21 protein-coding genes are annotated in these 18,735 nt (G+C 56.6%); 3 read left to right on the top strand and 18 right to left on the bottom strand.

Annotation, left to right across the window (positions count from 1 at the left end):
- Positions 1–241, bottom strand: a 241-nt coding sequence (locus ACTIEN_RS00225; protein ID WP_439521087.1) for a hypothetical protein, incomplete at its 3' end; no start/stop codon positions are given.
- Positions 238–525 carry a hypothetical protein gene (locus tag ACTIEN_RS00220; RefSeq protein WP_439521086.1) on the bottom strand — a complete coding sequence of 96 codons (288 nt, stop codon included), beginning with the start codon at positions 523–525 and terminating at the stop codon, positions 238–240. The genes ACTIEN_RS00220 and ACTIEN_RS00225, both read right to left, overlap by 4 nt.
- Before the next feature lie 456 nt (positions 526–981).
- Between ACTIEN_RS00220 and ACTIEN_RS00215 the strand changes: the two genes are divergently transcribed.
- Both ACTIEN_RS00215 and ACTIEN_RS00210 read left to right on the top strand, forming a co-directional pair.
- A complete protein-coding gene (locus ACTIEN_RS00215) occupies positions 982–1,191 on the top strand; it encodes a hypothetical protein (protein ID WP_439521085.1) in 210 nt (69 codons plus the stop codon).
- Positions 1,192–1,674: 483 nt separating this feature from the next.
- Complete coding sequence (locus ACTIEN_RS00210) at positions 1,675–1,965, top strand: hypothetical protein (protein WP_439521084.1); 291 nt, start codon at positions 1,675–1,677, stop codon at positions 1,963–1,965.
- A gap of 77 nt (positions 1,966–2,042) precedes the next feature.
- On the opposite strand, the gene ACTIEN_RS00205 is transcribed toward ACTIEN_RS00210, so the two are convergent.
- The 3 genes from ACTIEN_RS00205 to ACTIEN_RS00195 form a co-directional block, all read right to left on the bottom strand.
- Entirely contained in the window at positions 2,043–3,782 is a 1,740-nt protein-coding gene (locus ACTIEN_RS00205) for a hypothetical protein (RefSeq protein ID WP_439521083.1), read from the bottom strand.
- Positions 3,783–4,862: 1,080 nt separating this feature from the next.
- Positions 4,863–5,033, bottom strand: coding sequence for a hypothetical protein (locus ACTIEN_RS00200; protein ID WP_439521082.1), 171 nt, complete (start codon positions 5,031–5,033; stop codon positions 4,863–4,865).
- A 59-nt stretch (positions 5,034–5,092) separates the two neighbouring features.
- Positions 5,093–5,527, bottom strand: coding sequence for a DUF5681 domain-containing protein (locus tag ACTIEN_RS00195; RefSeq protein ID WP_439521081.1), 435 nt, complete (start codon positions 5,525–5,527; stop codon positions 5,093–5,095).
- Positions 5,528–5,756: 229 nt separating this feature from the next.
- On the opposite strand from ACTIEN_RS00195, the gene ACTIEN_RS00190 reads away from it, so the two are divergent.
- Entirely contained in the window at positions 5,757–6,080 is a 324-nt protein-coding gene (locus ACTIEN_RS00190) for a hypothetical protein (RefSeq protein ID WP_439521080.1), read from the top strand.
- Between the two features lie 208 nt (positions 6,081–6,288).
- Here ACTIEN_RS00190 and ACTIEN_RS00185 read toward each other — a convergent pair whose 3' ends face one another.
- The 13 genes from ACTIEN_RS00185 to ACTIEN_RS00125 form a co-directional block, all read right to left on the bottom strand.
- Positions 6,289–7,671: an AAA family ATPase gene (locus tag ACTIEN_RS00185; protein WP_439521079.1), complete on the bottom strand. Its 1,383-nt coding sequence runs from the start codon at positions 7,669–7,671 to the stop codon at positions 6,289–6,291.
- A gap of 14 nt (positions 7,672–7,685) precedes the next feature.
- The gene (locus ACTIEN_RS00180) at positions 7,686–7,937 is read right to left on the bottom strand and encodes a hypothetical protein (protein ID WP_439521078.1); all 252 of its coding nucleotides are present in this window, start codon (positions 7,935–7,937) and stop codon (positions 7,686–7,688) included.
- Positions 7,938–8,042: 105 nt separating this feature from the next.
- Positions 8,043–8,420 (bottom strand): hypothetical protein, encoded by a 378-nt coding sequence (locus ACTIEN_RS00175; protein ID WP_439521077.1) that lies wholly within the window; start codon positions 8,418–8,420, stop codon positions 8,043–8,045.
- A gap of 105 nt (positions 8,421–8,525) precedes the next feature.
- The gene (locus tag ACTIEN_RS00170) at positions 8,526–8,705 is read right to left on the bottom strand and encodes a hypothetical protein (protein WP_439521076.1); all 180 of its coding nucleotides are present in this window, start codon (positions 8,703–8,705) and stop codon (positions 8,526–8,528) included.
- Between the two features lie 138 nt (positions 8,706–8,843).
- Positions 8,844–9,671 carry a hypothetical protein gene (locus ACTIEN_RS00165; RefSeq protein WP_439521075.1) on the bottom strand — a complete coding sequence of 276 codons (828 nt, stop codon included), beginning with the start codon at positions 9,669–9,671 and terminating at the stop codon, positions 8,844–8,846.
- Complete coding sequence (locus ACTIEN_RS00160; RefSeq protein WP_439521074.1) at positions 9,655–10,905, bottom strand: tyrosine-type recombinase/integrase; 1,251 nt, start codon at positions 10,903–10,905, stop codon at positions 9,655–9,657. The genes ACTIEN_RS00165 and ACTIEN_RS00160 overlap by 17 nt, the downstream gene beginning before the upstream one ends.
- Positions 10,906–11,126: 221 nt before the next feature.
- Entirely contained in the window at positions 11,127–12,662 is a 1,536-nt protein-coding gene (locus tag ACTIEN_RS00155) for a mannitol dehydrogenase family protein (protein WP_439521073.1), read from the bottom strand.
- On the bottom strand, positions 12,650–13,423 hold the full coding sequence (locus ACTIEN_RS00150; protein WP_439521072.1) for an L-iditol 2-dehydrogenase: 774 nt from the start codon (positions 13,421–13,423) through the stop codon (positions 12,650–12,652). Before ACTIEN_RS00150 ends, ACTIEN_RS00155 begins: the two co-directional genes overlap by 13 nt.
- Positions 13,420–14,424 carry an ABC transporter ATP-binding protein gene (locus tag ACTIEN_RS00145; protein WP_439521071.1) on the bottom strand — a complete coding sequence of 335 codons (1,005 nt, stop codon included), beginning with the start codon at positions 14,422–14,424 and terminating at the stop codon, positions 13,420–13,422. The genes ACTIEN_RS00150 and ACTIEN_RS00145 overlap by 4 nt, the downstream gene beginning before the upstream one ends.
- Positions 14,425–14,436: 12 nt before the next feature.
- A complete protein-coding gene (locus tag ACTIEN_RS00140) occupies positions 14,437–15,267 on the bottom strand; it encodes a carbohydrate ABC transporter permease (protein WP_439521070.1) in 831 nt (276 codons plus the stop codon).
- Between the two features lie 2 nt (positions 15,268–15,269).
- Positions 15,270–16,136 carry a carbohydrate ABC transporter permease gene (locus tag ACTIEN_RS00135; RefSeq protein WP_439521069.1) on the bottom strand — a complete coding sequence of 289 codons (867 nt, stop codon included), beginning with the start codon at positions 16,134–16,136 and terminating at the stop codon, positions 15,270–15,272.
- A 134-nt stretch (positions 16,137–16,270) separates the two neighbouring features.
- Complete coding sequence (locus tag ACTIEN_RS00130; protein WP_439521068.1) at positions 16,271–17,575, bottom strand: ABC transporter substrate-binding protein; 1,305 nt, start codon at positions 17,573–17,575, stop codon at positions 16,271–16,273.
- A 92-nt stretch (positions 17,576–17,667) separates the two neighbouring features.
- Positions 17,668–18,699 carry a LacI family DNA-binding transcriptional regulator gene (locus ACTIEN_RS00125; RefSeq protein WP_439521067.1) on the bottom strand — a complete coding sequence of 344 codons (1,032 nt, stop codon included), beginning with the start codon at positions 18,697–18,699 and terminating at the stop codon, positions 17,668–17,670.
- Positions 18,700–18,735: the final 36 nt, after the last annotated feature.

Genomic DNA, 18,735 nt, shown 5'->3' with positions numbered 1-18,735 from the left:
GCACATCCCAGACAGGGAACAAGTGCGGGTGACGTTCCTTGCGGGTCGCCGTTGCCTTCTGACCGGCTTCGGTTGCCGCGTCCCCTTTGACGTGCAGCGCCAGCTTGGCAGGCTGCACATTCATCCGGCGCAAGGTTCCGTCCGCCTTGATGAAGGTCACGCCGCAGAAGCGACCCTTGGCGCTGGCGATCAACGCTTTCCGGGATTCCAGACCGGAGGGGAGGGGTGCAGGGGCGCTCACGCTGCCACCCGCTGACGAAGAGTTGCAGCTTCCTCATAATCGGCAGAGGTCCAGCGGTCTTTCGCTTCGAGTGTCACAAGCGCAATGTGCGCTGCCTTCTGTGCAGTCGTGCGCTGGGCGTCTAGTGCCGCCAGAGCAACGGCCCGCTTGGCATTGCGCCATGCTTGACGAAGTGCGGCGCGGAAGATGTTGCGGCCCGTCGCCCCGCCAAAGATGGTGCGATACAAGTTCCAGGCGTTGCGCATCAGGGCGGCGCGGTCGATTTTGTCATTTACTTTTGTCATTGGTCTGCCTTTCCTTCGTGTTTTCGGTTTGATAGGTTACATATAGGTAATGCTAGAACACTTATCAATACATAAACTAGCAGAATCTATACTTTTTATATCAAAGGCAGAAGAATGACAGGCGAACAGATCAGAGCGGCGCGAACACTACTAGGTTGGACGGCAGCGGAACTGGGCGTAAAGGCGGGTGTTAGCTATGCCACGATCCAGAGAATAGACGCGGCACAAGGCGCGGTCGGGGGGCGACACGCGACAATAGAGGCAGTGCGTAGCGTCTTGGAGGAGGCGGGCGTCCAGTTCCTCAGAAACGGGGATGTCTCCAAGGGCGATGGCGTGGCCCTAAAAGACAACTAACAAGCATTCTCAAACCCGCGCGTCAGTGGTGGGTCAATATTGGCATCTGCCCCATCGTTGGTTTGATTTGCGCTTGGGCACCCACGCCCCTATCTTAGCGGAATGAAAACATACAAGATAAAATCGGAACGCGCAGATGTTAATGCTGTTGGCGGGAAATCCACAGTAGTTTGGCTGGCGCGAGCAGATGATCCAAATAGCGCCTTGCGCCTAGTTGGTGGCTCAAACCGCGAAATCCTTGATCATGGTGCGCATTTGGACGCTGAAGCCGAAAGGCTTGGCATCCGTGATGGTGATGCACAAACTATGTGAATCGGAGGCCAAATTTGCCCATAGACGCTTAAGCTTGCCAAGTTCATTTTAGACGCTGCGTTTCTGGTTCGGTCACATATTCGCCGAACGATATTGAGCAGCACCGCTCGAAGAGAACAAGGTTCTGCGTGCTTAACCTGCCGAGCAGCATGGGTTTCGTCTTGGTGGCCGGCAGGGGCTCTTGTTCCCTCATTCGCTGTGTTCAGGGAAACGGAAATCGCATTTCAAAATACTTATTTCGACCGGAAATTGAGAACACACTATACAAGTCAAAATTAGGAGATTTGTAGTAATGCGCTTTGTAGGTGGATTAATTTGGGGAATCACAGTCGTGTTGCTAACAGGAGTTTCCGTTGGCTCGGGCGTTGAGGCAGTTGCCGCTTCTTCTGGTGGAGCAATCCCCGGATTGATTTGTGGAAGCTTTGGAGCTACAGCTTGGCTCATTTACCGACGATGGCGGCATCTCTTCGTTGGAGAGCAAGGATGAACTGGAAAGAGTGCGTTCGGTTCATGGAGCGGTATGACCTTGGTGATCGTTTTACCTGGCCCCCGAATCTGATGGGCTTCGACTGCGAGCCAGATATTTTCACTATTTCGGATGTTTGGGGTGCTATCTCTTGGGTATGGACTTGGCCAGGCGACTGGATTTTGAGCCTGGAGCCAATACGAACCTTCTTTGAGATTGAAGATCAAACGGCATTGGCCGCGGTTCCATCCATCGTGATCGGATGGATTATTTTCCTATTCTTGTTCACGGTTGTCATGGGCGACTGATAGGAGCATGCGCGGACTATGGGGCAGCCGCTCCGCGCGCGGCAGATCAAATGCTGCACTCAATCCGTTTCGTCCGCTTATTCGGCCAATGCATTGACCCCAACCGCACCGCCCGGAACGCCAAGCGCCAAAACGTTCTTTCTTTCCGAAATGGCGCGGGCGATAGCATCTTGTTGCGGTGTGCGTCCCATTGTTTTCCGCAAGTCTTGAATCCTCCCCCGCGTTACAGCATTTGCGGCTGCCTGCATGCCTATGCCAGCCGCAGGAATTGCGATAGCGCCTGGTCCAGACGCATAAGCTGCGCCACCTGTCAGGGCTACACCTGAAAGGCTGTTAGGTGATAAAGCTTTGCCCAACGCCTGAAGGCTTCGGGATGTTACATCGCCTTTCGCAATCTTTGTGATTGCTCTCAGCTCGTCCCCTGAAAAGCCGCGGGTCCGGCGCTTGTTGCGCAAGAGGGCGCGCAACTTGGTTTGGACGGTCCGCTCAAAGTTCGGGGTATTAGCAGCGTCCTCGATGATGTTCTCGATAGCCTCGAAGCGGCGCATCTTGGCCCACATCTTGTTGGCCCCGCGCATCCCTTCGCCACCCGCAACACGCTCGACTGTTTCGTCTATGTTGTCGATCAGCTTCGCAGCAATGCGGCGCTCGTCTGGCTGGATGCTCTGCGCGGCATTCCCTGCAATCCGGCGCAAAACCTGTATATCACGTAACCCGGTCGGCCCGGACTGCATGTTGCTGATTTCATCCAAGAGGACAGACACACGGGGGTGTAGGCGCGGATGATACCCGGCAACTTGCGCAATCCGTTGCGTTGCCGCTTTAAGCCCCCTGATCTGGCCTTGCGGCACTACCACGCCGCTTTCGTCAACTTGCTGATACAGGCGCTGTGCAGCGTCTTTAAGGCCTTCCACAGCCGGAGCGGCATCCTTGGCGCTCTGTGAGCGGCTCAGAGCTTGTGAAGCGCGCAGAAAGCCTTGCCCTACACCTGTCAGAACACCGCCACCCACGGCACCTGCTGTTGCGCCCTGTAGGGTGGGTGAAATGCGGTCTACCGCATCCCCTTCGCCTTCAGCCGCGCCATAGATTGCGCCTGTCGCACCGCCAACGGCTGCACCACGCGCGACACGTGCACCCGTGCCCAAACCTTTGTTGATGATTGCGCCCGCACCTTTACCTGGCCCCAAAAGCGCACCGCCAATGTCTGCGGCAATAGCTGTCTTGGGGTTGCTATCCCGAAACTGTGCCTCTTGATCCCGGTAGAAGTCGCGGCGGCTTTCATAATCTCCCCGGCCTATGAGTTGATCGAAAGCTCCTGCGGCCTCATCTCCGATAAGACCCATTGTCATGCTTTCCCCAGCGATGTTCAGCCCTGCGGCAACCCTTTCCCCAAGGTTCATGCTTGCCGGATCGCCATCGTCTAGGAACGTGCGACGAAACCAGCCGCGCTCCCTCCCGTCGCTTTCCCGCCCGCCCACAAGCGGCGCATCACGCCAACGCGCCTCTTGTGGGCTTTGGCTTTCAACGGTCGAGGCTTGTTCAACTCTGCGCTTTCTGCGGGCCGCTTCCTCACGCGCTGCATCGGCTGGTGAAAGCGCCTGTCGCCGTGCCTTCTCCTCAAGAGCCTCCCGTACCAGCCCGTTCGGGACTTTTTCACTTGGCTTTGCCGCTGGCGGCATCGGCTGATTTTGCATATTGGCTTGGTTTGCCGATGGGCGCAGTGGTTGCGCCATTTGCACTAGCTGCTTTGCGGCAGCCGCGTCCCCGGCATTATCTGCATTGACAGCCGCGCGCATAAGTTCCTGAAAGGTTGCCATAGAGTAATCCTGCCGTTCCGATGCTGTCCGTGTAACTCTTCATGATCTCATATTAACACGATTATTCATTGTTAGGCTATTCATATCAGCAAATTGCCGATGTTCGCCTTTGGTTTACTTTGATTGTTTTTCGAATCGAAAACGGTGCTACCGGGTGCGCTTCTGCTATTTGCGCCTTTCCTTCTGGCGACATGGGTCAGGTGGTTGTGCCCCAAAGAAACTTACACTGCATTCGTTTTCTTCAATTTGTTCTTTTTTTAAGAGCGTCTCACTGGTGGATCGCTTGGGTCCTCTCGTGTGATGATTTGGTTCCACGGAGTTCGCGGAGTCGCGGGCAGAGAAAATTTTCTCGTTGAACAGTGACTTTTACAGATTTTTTTGAAAGCTAATTACAATCGTGTGGCGCTATTGCCCCAATGGAAAATACTGAGCCTGGAGACCCGAAACGCGTAATCTTCATGACTACAGCGGCATTCTACACCCGATACGGTGAGTGCTTTCGGTAGAGGCCAAAATGGCTGCGTCTAGGTCGCCCCACCAATACACTTCGAACTCATCAATGTTACTACTCGCTTGAATGTCTGCAGTGTGGGATTTTGAAATGCCCTCTTCTGACAAGAACGCTGCCAGTGCTTCAGATGTTTGCCAGGAGGTCCAGTTCGCAGGTGCACGAGCGAGAATCGTAATCCCGCAATTGGATGAACCACCTTCAAGTTTCGCGACTCTGTCTTTTCTTTTCATCTCAAAGCTTCACTACATCGGCGTCTAGGATAACTGTCGCGTCAGGAAATATCTCTTGGTTAAATTTCCAGGCATCCTCAAGTATCCGCCTTTGGAACATCTCATGATCCTCACTTTGTCTACGAGTGGTAGCACGGGTTTGACCCCCGAAGATGTGCGTTGCACGGCTTTGATCAACGGTGGTTTTGCATCCAATCCTCACACTGAACGCGGGGAACGCGTTTTCTAACCTTCCGATTCGTGTTCCGAGTTGCTTCATGTCTTTTATCCTCTCTGCTTAACTGCCCTGTCCTGTGAGTCCCGAGAAACAACTGCGTAAATGTTCCAGCTGCAATCGGATCATCCTGCCAGTGCCTCAAGGATCGGTACGATGTTGCTTCCTAGGATGTGGTCGAACTCCTCTTGTCCCGGAAAGCGCTCAGGTGCGTCGAAAATGCCAAAATCCCGAAACAGCGGTGGCAGGTGTTTCCAGAGAAGTTGCTTGAGCTCAGCATCGGACAGCTCAGTCACTGGACAACTACGGCACGGTGGCCTGTCTTCCAACTTGGCGACCCGATTACCAACGCCCTTCACGCTTTCTGCTCCAATGCGGTGATCCTTTCTTCGAGTTCGGTCGTTTCCAGCACGCGGCGAAAGTTCTCGATCACTCCCATGACCGATGCTGCTTCCAGCGGCGTAACCTCGCCCTCCGAAAGTGCCTTCAGAAGTCCGCGCGCGGCGTTGGCCGCGTCATCTGCCGTTTCGATGTCGGGGAGGTCGAACGAAATCGGAGTGTCCTTGCGCGCCGGTGAAATGCGATCCAGGCAGAGGCGGATGGCGGTCACGTCACCTTCAAGCGCTTTGTCGATGGCCTTCTGCGTCAGCGCTTCATGTTTGCCGTCAAGAAGCGCCTCGACTGCCATCGTGGTTCTGTGCCGTGCGCCCTTTGGACGTCCGGGGTTGCCGGATGCAAACGTGCCGTCGGGGTTGCGGCCTTCCGTATTGGAGCCGTTTTTACGGGTCATCGAGCGCAATTCTCCTGAGCGTTTAGTCCTGGTGCACGGGCGCTGGATGCTGTGACCTCGGCATGCCAAGTAACGCGCTTCAAAGCATTCTTCGCAGAACTCTTATCAAAAGGTCCCAGCTTCACCTTGTCGCCGGCCTTTGGAGCCATTTGAATCGAGAGGCTTTCGACGAGCCGGATTGCTTTGGTGGACGCCTTCATGTGAAGCTACCGCAAAAAGTGAGCAACTCATGATGAAAGCTTTTCTTATTATTGGTTTCTGCGCCGCAAATGTATCGTACGCAAAGGAAGTTGAAACACGTTACGCATTTCAGGTTTGGGACGAACTCGTGCGCTCCACACGTTGTGACGAGGTCACTTCCGCTTTCGATGCAGTCGGTCGAAGAATGTTGGGAGAGACTGGCAAAATATCGGCCCGCGACGAGCTGATATATGCCGGTGCGATCACTTTTGAAAAGGGTTTCGCTTTGGGGGCAGGCGTAAGTGAAACCTCTGATGCACTGAGATTTTGCCTCGACAATCCGGCGGCACTTTACATTCAGGCTTTTCAATAGCTGGCACAGCGCGAAAGCACATGTCACACGCCCGGTAACACCCCCGAAAGAAAACCGGGGCATTGGAACCAGATCAGATGCATTCCAATTCATGGCTGGGTCTGCGTGACATAACGTGACACCCCATAGGGTGTTGTCACGGTTGTCACGGTAGCTTGACCTTGTGACGGACAGTGACACGTCACGCTTTGTCACGCTTGTCACGGTGCTATTCATCGGCACACTTCCACGCAAAGCCGTCGATCACGCGGATGATCTCTTTCTCCTGCAACCTCTTCCATGCTCGACCAAAAGCTTGACGTGCTGCGCTAGAGTCGCTGCCATCGGTCAGGCTGTGCCGATCACAGTATTCACGCCAATGATCCAAGGACACGCACTTGCGGTTGGAAGGGAACGCTTCACCAGTCTTGCTTTCACCATGATCCGCCAACGCATCGCCAAAGGCTTGCATGGCAATCAATGCCTGCCCCTTCAGTTGCGTGGTCTTCTTCACAGGTTCGGTTGGCTGGACAACGGCAGATGTTACCGGTTCGCCGTCCTCATCGTTCCCAATGAACACGTCTTGCAGGGTGTAGGCGAACACTCCGTCACACTGCATCTCACGCTGCTTGCGCGCCTCGGCCATGATAACGGCCCCTGAGCGCGTGAGTTCGATTTCTGTGTCGATAGCCCCGCGCAAGCTGCCGCTGCCCCGTGCGCCCTTGCTGGTGTCCTTGCCGCTGTGGTGGATCACCATCACATGCGCGCCGGTGCGTTCCCGGATTAGGTCCACATTGCGGACAAACTGGCCCATGTCTTTCGCCGTGTTCTCGTCGCCATCGCCCATAGCCCGCGCCAGCGTGTCGATCACGACAAGCGCGGTCGGTTCGTTGCACTCCTCGATTGCACTTGCGATTGCATCGCCGTCAGTTGCGCCGTGCAGGTCGATAGTGACAGGCCAAGGAACAAAGTCACACTCGCTTTCGATCCGCTCGAAAATGTCAGAGCGATGTTGACGCATTGCGCAGATGCGGTTGGTGAAGCCTGAGCCGCCTTCGAGTGCCAGGTAATAGACCTTTCCCGGCCACTCCCTGTCACCCATGCCCGCGACCTTGATGCCATGCCACGGCAGGCGCGCCGCAACATGGAAGGCAAGATCCAGAGCAAAGAACGTCTTGCCCACATTGCTTTCGCCGTAGACGACAGACGCAGAACCCCGATCAAGCCATCCCTTCACCAGATAGCGCCCTGACAAGACAGGCTTTACACCCGAGAGCGGTTTCATCGCGCCAGTCAGTTGCTCAACGCGCGACAACTTGCCGGGGTAGATTACGCCGCTTTCAGGCTTGCCGACAGGCGAAAGGTGTTTCCGCTCGTGCAGTGTTGCCGCATCGGCAGGCCAGCCATCGGCACAAAAGTATATGTCGCCGCGTTGGTCAATCCTTTGAATTTCGCCACGGACGCCGTGCAGCTTGCTATAGACTCGCGCGCCCGGCACATAACGAATTGCATCGCCATCGACAGGGTATCCAGCCGCCGCCCACTCATCATAGCTGCCGCATTCGGCCTCTTTGGGTGGAAAGTCGAAGGTGGAAGGGTCGCGCCTCGGCATGTTCAGAGGTCCATTCACGCAGCGGCCTCCATTTGCTCCAACCCGTACAGGGCCAGCTCTACGGTCAGAGCGGCATGCTCTGGATCAAGAGATTTCAGCGCCATAAAGGCCAAGGCGGCGCGTTCGTGCGCCTCTAAGCGATACTGCAGTGAGGCCCGAAGGCCCCACCATGCTGTTTCGGTGTCGAGCGTCAGCGCATAGCCCAAGATGCGGGCCGCTGCCTTGTGTTCACGCTTGGCAAAGAGGCTCATTAAAGACTTACGCACGTGAACCTCCGTAGGCCAATTGGGCCAGTGTGCGGGCAATGTGCGGCGGAAGGCCGGTCTTCCAGCGGATGCGCTTGGCTTGGCGGTCGAGTGCTGTGGTCTGCATCACGCCGCCTCCTTGTCGCTGAGGATGCGCGTCACCTTGGAAACCAACGTGTAGACGCCGAAGGTTTCCCTCCCGGTTTCCGGGTCGTTCTTGTAAATGGTGCAGACGATATTGACGCCATAATCACGGCGAAGGGGCAGCACCTGGTCGGAAATCCGGCAGTAGCTTGCCGCCATGATCGGGCTTTGCATCAAGCCTTCGAGAACCTGGCGCTTTTTGAGTGACACGGTGATTTTGAACGGCTTGATGCCCTCGTTTTCAATGAGGAAGCTCGCGCGCGTTGTGTCCGCCTTGAGGTTCGCCCATTTATAGATGCGCTTCGTATCTGCGGACGGTCGTGCGCCCGGCTCTGCGTGGATGAGTTTGCCTGTAGTCATTTTCCGCTTTCCTTTCTTTGTTGAAAGGCGCGGGCAACTGCGCTAAAATCTAATCACCGCTGAAAAGAAATCTGCCCTGCCCGTGCCGTTGCGGGTGGGGTTTCTTTAGGCCGCGACTTTCTCTGCCTTGGCGTCGAGATATGCATCAAGGTCGCACCGCTCAATCAGAGTGGAGCCGTCGATTTTGGTAAGCGTCAGCTGGCCCAGCTTGTTGGCCTTGTAGAGGCTACTGCGGCTGCGCGCACTGTAGTCTACTGCTTGAGAGATTGTGAAGTAACGCTTCATAATGTGCCCTTTCCGTCCATGAGCTTCCACGTCGGTTGCCCGGTTTCTACGGAAAGGATTACGCGCCCTTCAGCGTGGGATCGTCACCCAAAAAGCGAAAAAGTTTTTCTCAACTGTTTACTAGTAAACAGGTGTTACTCAAATTAAGCCGAGCTGTTTACGTGCGTCCTGCCAGGATCGCAATGCGCTCTGGGCGGACGGCGGGTCATTGGACTCAGTGTGCACAATGTCTAATACGTCAGTGAGAAATCGGCCAAACGGTCCCGGCGCGTCTTTCTTGGCCGTCCTGGGTGCGAAATCTTCGATAAAACGCTTGTATCTATCACTTAACCCGGAATCTATATCTCTATAATAGTTCGGGCTAAGAACATTAATTGCAGGCTGGCTACCATATTTTTCTGGATGGACTGCCCATTCCTGTTCTGCCCAGATTTCTCGGCATATGCCTGCGAGAGCCGCAATTTGCCAATGCCGCCTTCCATCTGCTTGCGGTAATTCACGTCTTTCATTGAGAACTTTTTTCGCGCTTTCCGATATTACCATTGCCCTCCGTGCTGCTAAAGCGACGGGAAATCTGTATTCTGATAATATGGTTACGAGATGATCACCGATATGTCGGTGATCATCGTGAATGGAGTGGTGTATCCTTTTCTGGTCTTCCGAAGTCAAAGAGTCTATCGCCCTCTCGTATTCGATAGCGGCTTTGCGAAGCCTGTCGAGACGCTCCAACTCTTGATTGGTCACAAGCCCGAAATAACCCTCAGGCTCTCTAAGAACTTCTGTAATCCTTTCAGATATAAAGTGGCTTGGCTTAGAATACTGTTTTGCTCCAGAAAACACTGCAAGAGCATTGAGGCCTTCCCATGGGTGGTTGGATTCTGGTTCAATCGCCGTTACCGGGAAGTGCGCCTCAACGACTCGAACAAGCCCTGGCCTGATCGCTTTTATCTCAGACTTTCTTGGCATTCCCAGCCTCTCCGAAAAATACAACTGACCCTGCCGTGTTAGTAACCAACTTAGCCCATAAATCTAATGCATGAGCGCGCTGCTCCAGCATTTCCGCCCGGTTGTATACCCGAGCAACTGCACTTGGCGACGATCCGACGGCCGAATGATTTAACACACGGTCGGCGACGTTTTCAGGAATTCCGGCTTCAACCATCGCTGTTGCAAACGACGTCCGGAGGTCATGTAAGCGCCAAGGCTCAAAATCCTCACCAAGTAGTTTGTCCAGCCGAGCCTTAATTTGGCTGAAGCCTGATATTGGCGTTGTGCCTGTAGTCGTAAAGATGAAGCTAGTCGACTCGTCTGCAGACGCGTCTTTCAGGGTACGAAGCTCTGCCATCGCAGGGGGCGAAAGATGTGTCACATGCTCCTGTGCGTTCTTCGTATGGTCTCCAGACTTCGTGATGGTGGCAGCTCCAAAGTCCACTTCTGACCACTTAAGTCCAAATATCTCTTGGCGGCGCTGCGCTGTCAAAATGAGTAATCTAAGTGGCGGCCCCCAGAGATTGCCGAGCTTGTAGGTCGCCTCCCAAATGGCCCGGACTTCATCTATAGAAGGAGCGCGCTTGCGGCTCGTTTCTTTGAATGGTTTGGGAAGCTCTAGCCCGATGTCCGATGGGATGTGGTCACGTCCGGCTGCCCATTTGGTAAACGCTTTAAGTGCGGCACGCACGCGATTGGCTGCTGTTTTGTGTTGTGCGCTCGCTTTCTGATCAATGGCAAGTTGGAGGTCCGAGCGGCGGAGGCTGGCAATTGGGAGGTCGAGCTTGTCTTCGAGAGCCTGCTCAATCTGCTTTCGTCTTTCCGTGCCTGTTCTTAAGTTGGAAAGGTGCAGGTCATCGTACAGGTCGAGGACTTTCCGGATCGATTGCGCTCGCAGCTTGGCGGCTCCCTCGTCGAGCTGCTTGGCCTTATTGATTGCGACCCGGTCAATGCCTTGCGCAGCTTCAACTTCCAGTAGGAGTGCTTGTGCGCGTGCCTCAGCGAGCCCGAACTCTTTGGAGTGCTTCCCAAGAGTGTGCTTTCGCTTAGGGTCGCCCTTCACGCGCTTTTCGTACATCCACACGGCTTGCCCGCTCGAAGACAACCGAAACCGAAGCCCAGGACGCTTGGTATCAGAGACTTCAATGCGGCCTTCTGCAGGGCGGTCTTTGATCAGCTTGGCTAGTCCGCGCTCTGTGAGTTCTTGCTTCATAAGGTCCCCAGTTTTGTCCCCCCATTTACCCTGGGGGACACCTGGGGGACAAAATACACTGGATTTTCATGGACGGCTAGGGACACCATTGGACTTAGAGGCGGGTTTTTGAGACCTACCAAATGGCTGAAACAAGGTGATGAATCCGCTCTATGCAAACCCTACTGGACAGCGGTAGACGTCAGTGGACAACTTGAACGTTTTTGCCTACCTTCGGACTTCTAATCAGCAGGTTGGGGGTTCGAGTCCTCCAGGGATCGCCAATTCACATAGGCCGCAAGGGCTGCGCGGGTGCCGTCTTTCCAGATCATCGACAGCCAGGCATCGAACGCGTCGGCGAAGGCGGCGTTGGGCTGAAGATCCCCGTAGATCTGCTCTTGCTCCAGCCAGACGCGCGGCGTGTCGCGGGCCGCCTTTGCCGCCGCGACAAGCTGTGACCAGATCGGATCGTTCGGTTCTATCGTGGTGCCGTCTTCGCGGGTCCCCTCGCACATGCGCGCCCACAGGGCTTCGGTCAGGGCCAGCCCGGAGATGCCGCTGCCATCGGAAAGCGCATCGCGCAGAATGGGCAGGACAAAGCCAGTGTGGCGGGACGATCCGTCAAAGGCAACGCGCCGCGTGGTGTCGTGGATTTCCGGGTTCGAGAACCGTCGTTCGATGAGGTCGAGATAGGCCGCAGGGGTGATGCCAGGAACGGCATCGACATGGGGGGCGATCTCCTCGATCTGTGTCTTTCGAAAAAACGAAGCGATCTCTGGGTCTGCCATGCAGGCGGCGATGGTCGGGACACTCAGGATCTCGCCCGCGTTGGCCAAAAGCTGATGGCCCGCGTTCAGCATCCGGATTTTCATGGCTTCGTAGCTGTGGACATCCGGTGTCAGCGTCACCCCGACGTTTTCCCATGCAGGGCGGCTTGCGCAGAAATCGTCTTCGATCACCCATTGGCGAAAATTCTCGTGGGTGACGGGCACCATGTCGACAATGCCCAAGGCGCGGGCGCGGGCGAGTTCTGCCTGGCCAGTCGCGGGCACGATACAATCGACCATTGAATTGGGAAAGCTGGCATTCGTGTCGATCCACCGCGCGAGGGCAGGATCGGTGGCCCCGGCAAGGCCCACAATCGTCTGACGCAGGATCGCGCCATTGCCCTGTAGGTTGTCACAGGATTGACCGGTGAACGGCGCATGACCTGCCGCGTGGCGGTTGCGCAGGGAGGCGACCATCGCGCCGAACGCGGTGCGCGGCGCGTCCGGGTTGGCGATGTCGTGCTGAATGTCGGGGTGGGACACATCAAGCGCACCACGCGCGTCGATGTAATACCCGCCTTCGGTCACGGTCAGCGACACGATGCGGATACGTGGATCGGACATCGCGGCGATCAGCGGTGCGTTGCCGTCTTCCACCGCAACAAAGTCGATCATGGATCCGATGATTTCGGCCGAGGTACCCGCAGGATCAAGTTCGATCAGCGTGGTCAGGCAATCCTGTGCCAGAAGCTTGTCGCGCATCACGGCATCGCCGGGGCGCACACCGGCGCCGATGATGGCCCAGTCATGGGCAAGCCCCTGCTGCATCAGCCGGTGCAGATACCACGCCTGATGGCCGCGATGAAAGTTACCCAGACCGATATGCACGATGCCGGGGCTCAGGTCTGCGCGGCGATAGGTCGGACGCGCAACACCGGGCGGCAACTGGTCCAGAGTGTCCAGCGACAGCGCAACGGCGTTGTCTTGGGCGTTCTGTTTCAACTCATCCATTGTCCGCCATCCACGTTGTAGCATTGTGCGACGATGTATTCCGCGTCGTCGCTGGCAAGGAACACCGCCATGCCTGTCAAATCATCTGCCGTGCCCATGCGCCCAAAAGGGACCGCTTCGCCGACTTCGCGTTTCTTCTGCCCTGGTGCCTTGTTTTCGTACTTGGCGAAGAACGCATCCACGCCGTCCCAATGTTCGCCATCGACAACGCCGGGCGCGATTGCGTTCACGTTGATGCCGTGCTCGACCAGGTTCAGACCCGCCGACTGCGTCAGGCTGATGATCGCGGCCTTGGTCGCGCAATAGACCGCAACAAGTGGCTCACCCCGGCGCCCGGCCTGGGACGCCATGTTGATGATCCGGCCCTTGATGCCCTGGTCGATCATGTGACGCGCCACTGCCTGAAGCGTGAACAGCGTCCCCGCGACATTGATGTCAAAGGTGCGGGCATAGTCGGTACGGGTGATCTCGGTGATCGGGGCGGCGGTAAAGATCGCGGCGTTGTTGATCAGGATGTCGATATGCCCAAGCTGCTCCACAGTGGTCGCCACCGCCGCGTCGATGCTGGCCTGATCGGTGACATCCATATGCACCGCAATCGCGCTATTTCCGATCTCGGACGCGGTGTCCCGCGCCCGGGCCATGTCGATATCCGCGATCGCGACACGGGCGCCTTCGGCGACATAGCGTTCGGCAAAGGCCCGCCCGATCCCGCGCGCAGCCCCGGTGATCAGGGCCGTTTTTCCGTCGAGCCGCATCATTCGATCCGCAAACCTTGCGCGTCGAACTTGTGCATCTGGTCAAGTTGCGGAGTCAGATAGATCGTGTCGCCATGCCGGACCGAGATGTCGCCGGTGATCCGCACCGTGACCATGTCGGCAAGACCCGTGTCATGGACATGGATAAACGTATCAGAGCCAAGATGTTCGGCCACGCCGACCTTGCCTTTCCATGTGCCTTCGGTCATCGACACGTCGATATGTTCGGGACGGATCCCGGCCTTGGTGCCACCGTATTTCTGCGCGTCGGCACCGCCGAAGATGTTCATTTTCGGAGAGCCGATGAAGCCCGCCACAAATTCGTTGCGTGGCTTGTGATAAAGCTCCAGCGGCGATCCGACCTGCTCGATATGGCCTGCGCGCAGCACGACGATCTTGTCGGCCATGGTCATTGCTTCGACCTGATCGTGAGTCACATAGATCATGGTTGTCTTGAGGCGTTCGTGCAGTTCGCTGATTTCCAGCCGCATGCCGACACGCAGGGCCGCGTCAAGGTTCGACAACGGTTCGTCGAACAGGAACGCAGCCGGTTCACGGACAATCGCCCGACCAATGGCAACACGCTGGCGCTGACCCCCCGACAACTGACCCGGACGACGGTCCAGGTAGTCTGTGAGGTTCAGGACAGATGCCGCCCCTTCGATGCGCTTTTTGATCTCGGCCTGGTCCATGCCCGCCATCTTCAGCGGAAACGCGATGTTCTTGCGCACCGACATATGCGGATAAAGCGCGTAGGACTGGAACACCATCGCCAGACCGCGCTTGGCGGGCACGAGGTCGGTGGCGTCTTTGCCGTCGATCTCGATATGGCCGGTGGTGATGTCCTCAAGCCCCGCGATCAGGCGCAGAAGAGTGGATTTCCCGCAGCCCGAGGGGCCGACGAAGACGGTGAATTCTCCGTCTTCGATGGTCAGGTCCAAAGGCGGGATAACCTGTACGTCGCCAAAGCTTTTGGTGACCTGTTTGAGTTGAATTTGTCCCATGGGTCAGGTTCCTTATTTCACTGCGCCAAACGTCAGGCCGCGGACAAGTTGTTTCTGGCTGAACCAGCCAAGGATGAGGATTGGTGCAATGGCCATGGTTGAGGCCGCGCTGAGTTTCGCAAAGAACAGACCCTCGGGGCTGGAATAGCTTGCGATGAACGCTGTCAGAGGCGCCGCGTTGACGGCCGTCAGGTTCAGCGTCCAGAACGCTTCGTTCCAGGCAAGGATGAAGTTCAACAGCATGGTGGACGCGATGCCGGGAATGGCCATCGGCGTGAGGATATAAAGCACCTCTTCGCGCAACGTCGCCCCGTCCATCCGCGCCGCCTCGAGGATCTCGACCGGGATTTCGCGGAAATAGGTATAGAGCATCCAGACGATGATCGGCAGGTTGATGAGCATCATCACAACGATCAGACCGGCACGGCTGTCGAGCAGACCCAACTGAATGAACAGCAGGTAGATCGGATAAAGCACACCAACCGCAGGCAGCATCTTTGTCGAGAGCATCCACAGCAGGATGTCCTTGGTCCGGCGTGACGGTACAAAGGCCATCGACCAGGCGGCAGGAACGGCGACGATCAGGCCAAGGATGGTGGACCCACCCGCAATCAGGATCGAGTTCCAGAGGAAGCGGGCGTAGTTCGACCGCTCCATCACGACGCCATAGTTCTCAAGCGTCCAGTCAAAGCCAAGGAAGATCGGCGGGCTGGCGATGGCCTGTGCTTCGGTCTTGAAGCTGGTCAGGATCGTCCAGAGGATCGGGAAGAAGATCAGCAGACCGATCGCCCAGGCGATGCCGGTATTGATCAGCTTGCGGCGGGAAGAAACAGAACGGGCCATGATCAGTTGTCCAGGTTCTTGCCGACGATCCGCATCAGGAAGATCGCGACGATGTTTGCAAGGATGATGGCGTAGACGCCACCGGCTGAGCCCAGTCCGACGTTCTGACTTTCAAGCACACGCTGGAAGATCAGGTAGGACAGGGTGCGGGTTCCGAATGCGCCGCCCGTGGTGACGAAAATCTCGGCAAAGATCGCCAGAAGGAAAATCGTCTGAATCAGGATCACGATGGTGATTGCGCGGCTGAGATGCGGCAGGATGATGAACCAGAACCGTTTCAGGTGCGGCGCGCCGTCCATTTCGGCGGCTTCAAGCTGTTCGCTGTCCAGCGACTGGATCGCGGTCAACAGAATGAGCGTCGCAAAGGGCAGCCACTGCCAACTGACGATCATGATGATCGACGGCATCGCGGCATCCGACAGCCAACTGACCGGATCGGCCCCGAAAAACCGCCACAGATGGGCGAACAGGCCGTTCACAGGGTCCATGAACATGTTCTTCCAGACCAGCGCGGACACGGTTGGCATGACGAAGAAGGGTGCGATGACAAGGATACGGACAACGCCCTGACCCCACATCGGCTGATCCAGAAGGATGGCCAGAAGAATACCCAGCCCAACCGTGATGACCAGAACGCCCAGAACGATGACCAGCGTGGTCTGTACCGCAGGCCAGAACGCGCTGGAACTGACGAAGCGGACGTAATTGTCGAAACCGGCCCAGCCCAGATCGCCACCGCGCAGAGGCAGGTAGGTTCGGAACGAGAACCACAATGTCATGATCAGCGGGACCAGCATCCAGCCCATCAGCAGGATTACTGCCGGGGCCATCATCAGTCGGGCCGCAGATCGCGAAGCCTTCGTTGCCATTGGATACATCTCCTCCGTTGTCAGCCCGCTGAATGAGACAGCGCTGCCAAGTCCGACACTCAAGTGTAATGGGTGTGTTGTGTCGCTGACCAGAGGGCGACGGTGCGCCGCCCTCTGGTGTTCAAAGCAAGAGCTTAGCGGTAGCCAGCGGCTTCCATTGCTTCGTTTGTGATCGCCTGAGCCTTCTCAAGCGCTTCTTCGACGGTCTGCTGACCAGCGTAAGCTGCCGAGAATTCCTGGCTCACTTCGGTTGCGATACCGGCAAATTCGGGGATCGCGGCGAACTGAACGCCAACATAGGGCACAGGATCGACGGTCGGATTGTTCGGATCAGCCGACAGGATCGAGTCCAGTGTCATCTGAGCGAAAGGCACTTCCTGGTAGTTCGGATTTTCGTACAGCGATGTACGCGCACCCGGAGGAACGTTGGCCCAACCTTCGTTTTCCGCAACAAGATCAATGTAGTCCGTGGAGGTGGCCCACTCGATGAACTCTTTTGCGGCGGCTTCTTTCTGGGTTCCGGCAGGAATTGCCAGTGCCCAGGCCCAAAGCCAGTTAGAGCGTTTGCCCAGACCGGTGTCGGGAGCCAGAGCAAAGCCGACGCTGTCAGCGACAGTGGAGTCGTTCGGATTGGTCACGAAAGATGCCGCAACCGTTGCGTCGATCCACATGCCGCACTTGCCTTGCTGGAACAGGGACAGGTTTTCGTTGAACCCGTTGGTTGCATAGCCCTGCGGGCCATACTGGTCCATCATGTCCTTGTAGAAGTTGACGGTGTTTGCCCATGCTTCGGTATCGAACTGTGCATTCCAGTCTTCATCGAACCAGCGTGCGCCGAACGAGTTGGACATGGCTGTGATGAACGCGCCGCCTTCGCCCCAACCGGCTTTGCCACGCAGGCAGATGCCGTTGATTTCGTTGTCGCGGTCGGTCATGGCAGCGGCTGCATCGCGGATGAAGTCCCATGTCGGAGCCTGGGGCATTTCCATGCCGGCCGCTTCCATGAGGTCCGTGCGGTACATGATCATCGAACTTTCGCCATAGAACGGTGCTGCGTAAAGCGTGCCGTCATGGCTCAGTCCGCCTGCCATCGCGGGCAGGATGTCGTCGGCGTTGTAGTCTTCCGAAAGATCGTCAAGCGGGACAAGCCAGCCGTTTGCACCCCAGATCGGGGTTTCGTACATGCCGATTGTCATGATGTCGAACTGGCCACCCTTGGTGGTGATGTCCGTCGTGACACGCTGGCGCAGCACGTTTTCCTCAAGGGTCACCCACTCGACTTCATGGCCGGTCTTGGCCGTGAAATCGTCGGTATAACCCTGCATGCGGATCATGTCGCCGTTGTTGACTGTAGCGATTGTGATGGTCTCTGCCTGTGCGGCTCCGACCGAAATCAGCGACAAAGCTGTCGCCGCACGAAGTGCGTTTCGAAGGTGCATCCGAATCCTCCCTGATCTTTGGATTACCTAACGAGACCTCACCACAGATCGTTTACTCGCGTCAACAAAAATTTTACTCGCGTAAACTTTAGTCAGGCGGACTCGCGCATGATCAACCTGGGCTCGAACAGGCTTTCGGTGCGGTGATCAAGGTGCCCGCCACTTTCGATCAGGCGGAACAGCGTTTCCACCGCATAATCGGATACCGCATTGTAATCATGGGCTGCTGTCGTCAACGATGGGCAGGTGAAACGCGAAAACGGGTGGTCGTCATGCGAGGCCACACGAAGCTGGCAATCCGCGCCCCGTCCGACCCGAATGCCGCTTTCATAACACTCAGCAAGAAACACGATGGCGAGGCGATCATTGCTGCACAGCAACGAATTGGTGGGCAGGGACTTGTCGGCAAGCACTTTCAGACCCCCTTCGCGCCCGATTTCCTCGAATCGCCAGCCGGTGCCTTCGACCTGCACCACATGCGGTTCAAGACCAAGACGATCCATCATCGAGAAATACGCCAACCGCCGTTTGTTGGCGTTCGGGTTTGCGGGTGTCTTCATTTCGAAAAAGCTGGGAGCTTCTCCGGTGCGGCTCAGATAATCGACGGTTTGCGAGACAAAACTATAGTTGTCCGACCCGACAAACGCTTCTCCCATGCCTTCGATGTTGCTGTCGAACAGAACCGTTGGCACATATTTGCAGAATGTCTCGATGGCCGATTTGTCGGACTGTCGCCCAAGCGGAGCCAGAAGAACGCCCGCCGGTTTCATGGAGCGAAGGCTGTCGAGAATGTCATTCTCATGCGCCTGATCGCCGTGTGAACTGAAAAGCGACGGGGTGAAACCTGCTTCGATACACCGGCCTTCGATCACCCGGACGATCTCGGCAAAGAAGGGGTCGGCCAGATAGGGAACCACGATGCCGATATTCTTGGTCAGCTTCCGGTTCTGGTTCATCGCATAGATGTTGGGCCGGTAATCGTACTTTTCCAAAGCGGCTTCGATGCGGCTGCGGGTGGATTTGCGCACGCTGCTTGGGTCGTGGAAATACTTGGACACCGTGGGACGGGAAATCCCGCTGATCGCGGCGAATTCCTCCATGTTCCTGATCTTGGATTGTGGCATGGTGGGTCCCCGTTGAGCGCGTCAGAAAAAACTTGG

This window comes from Marivita sp. (assembly GCF_051859345.1).
Lineage (GTDB): Bacteria > Pseudomonadota > Alphaproteobacteria > Rhodobacterales > Rhodobacteraceae > Marivita.
This window is presented reverse-complemented; position numbering and strand designations above follow the sequence as displayed.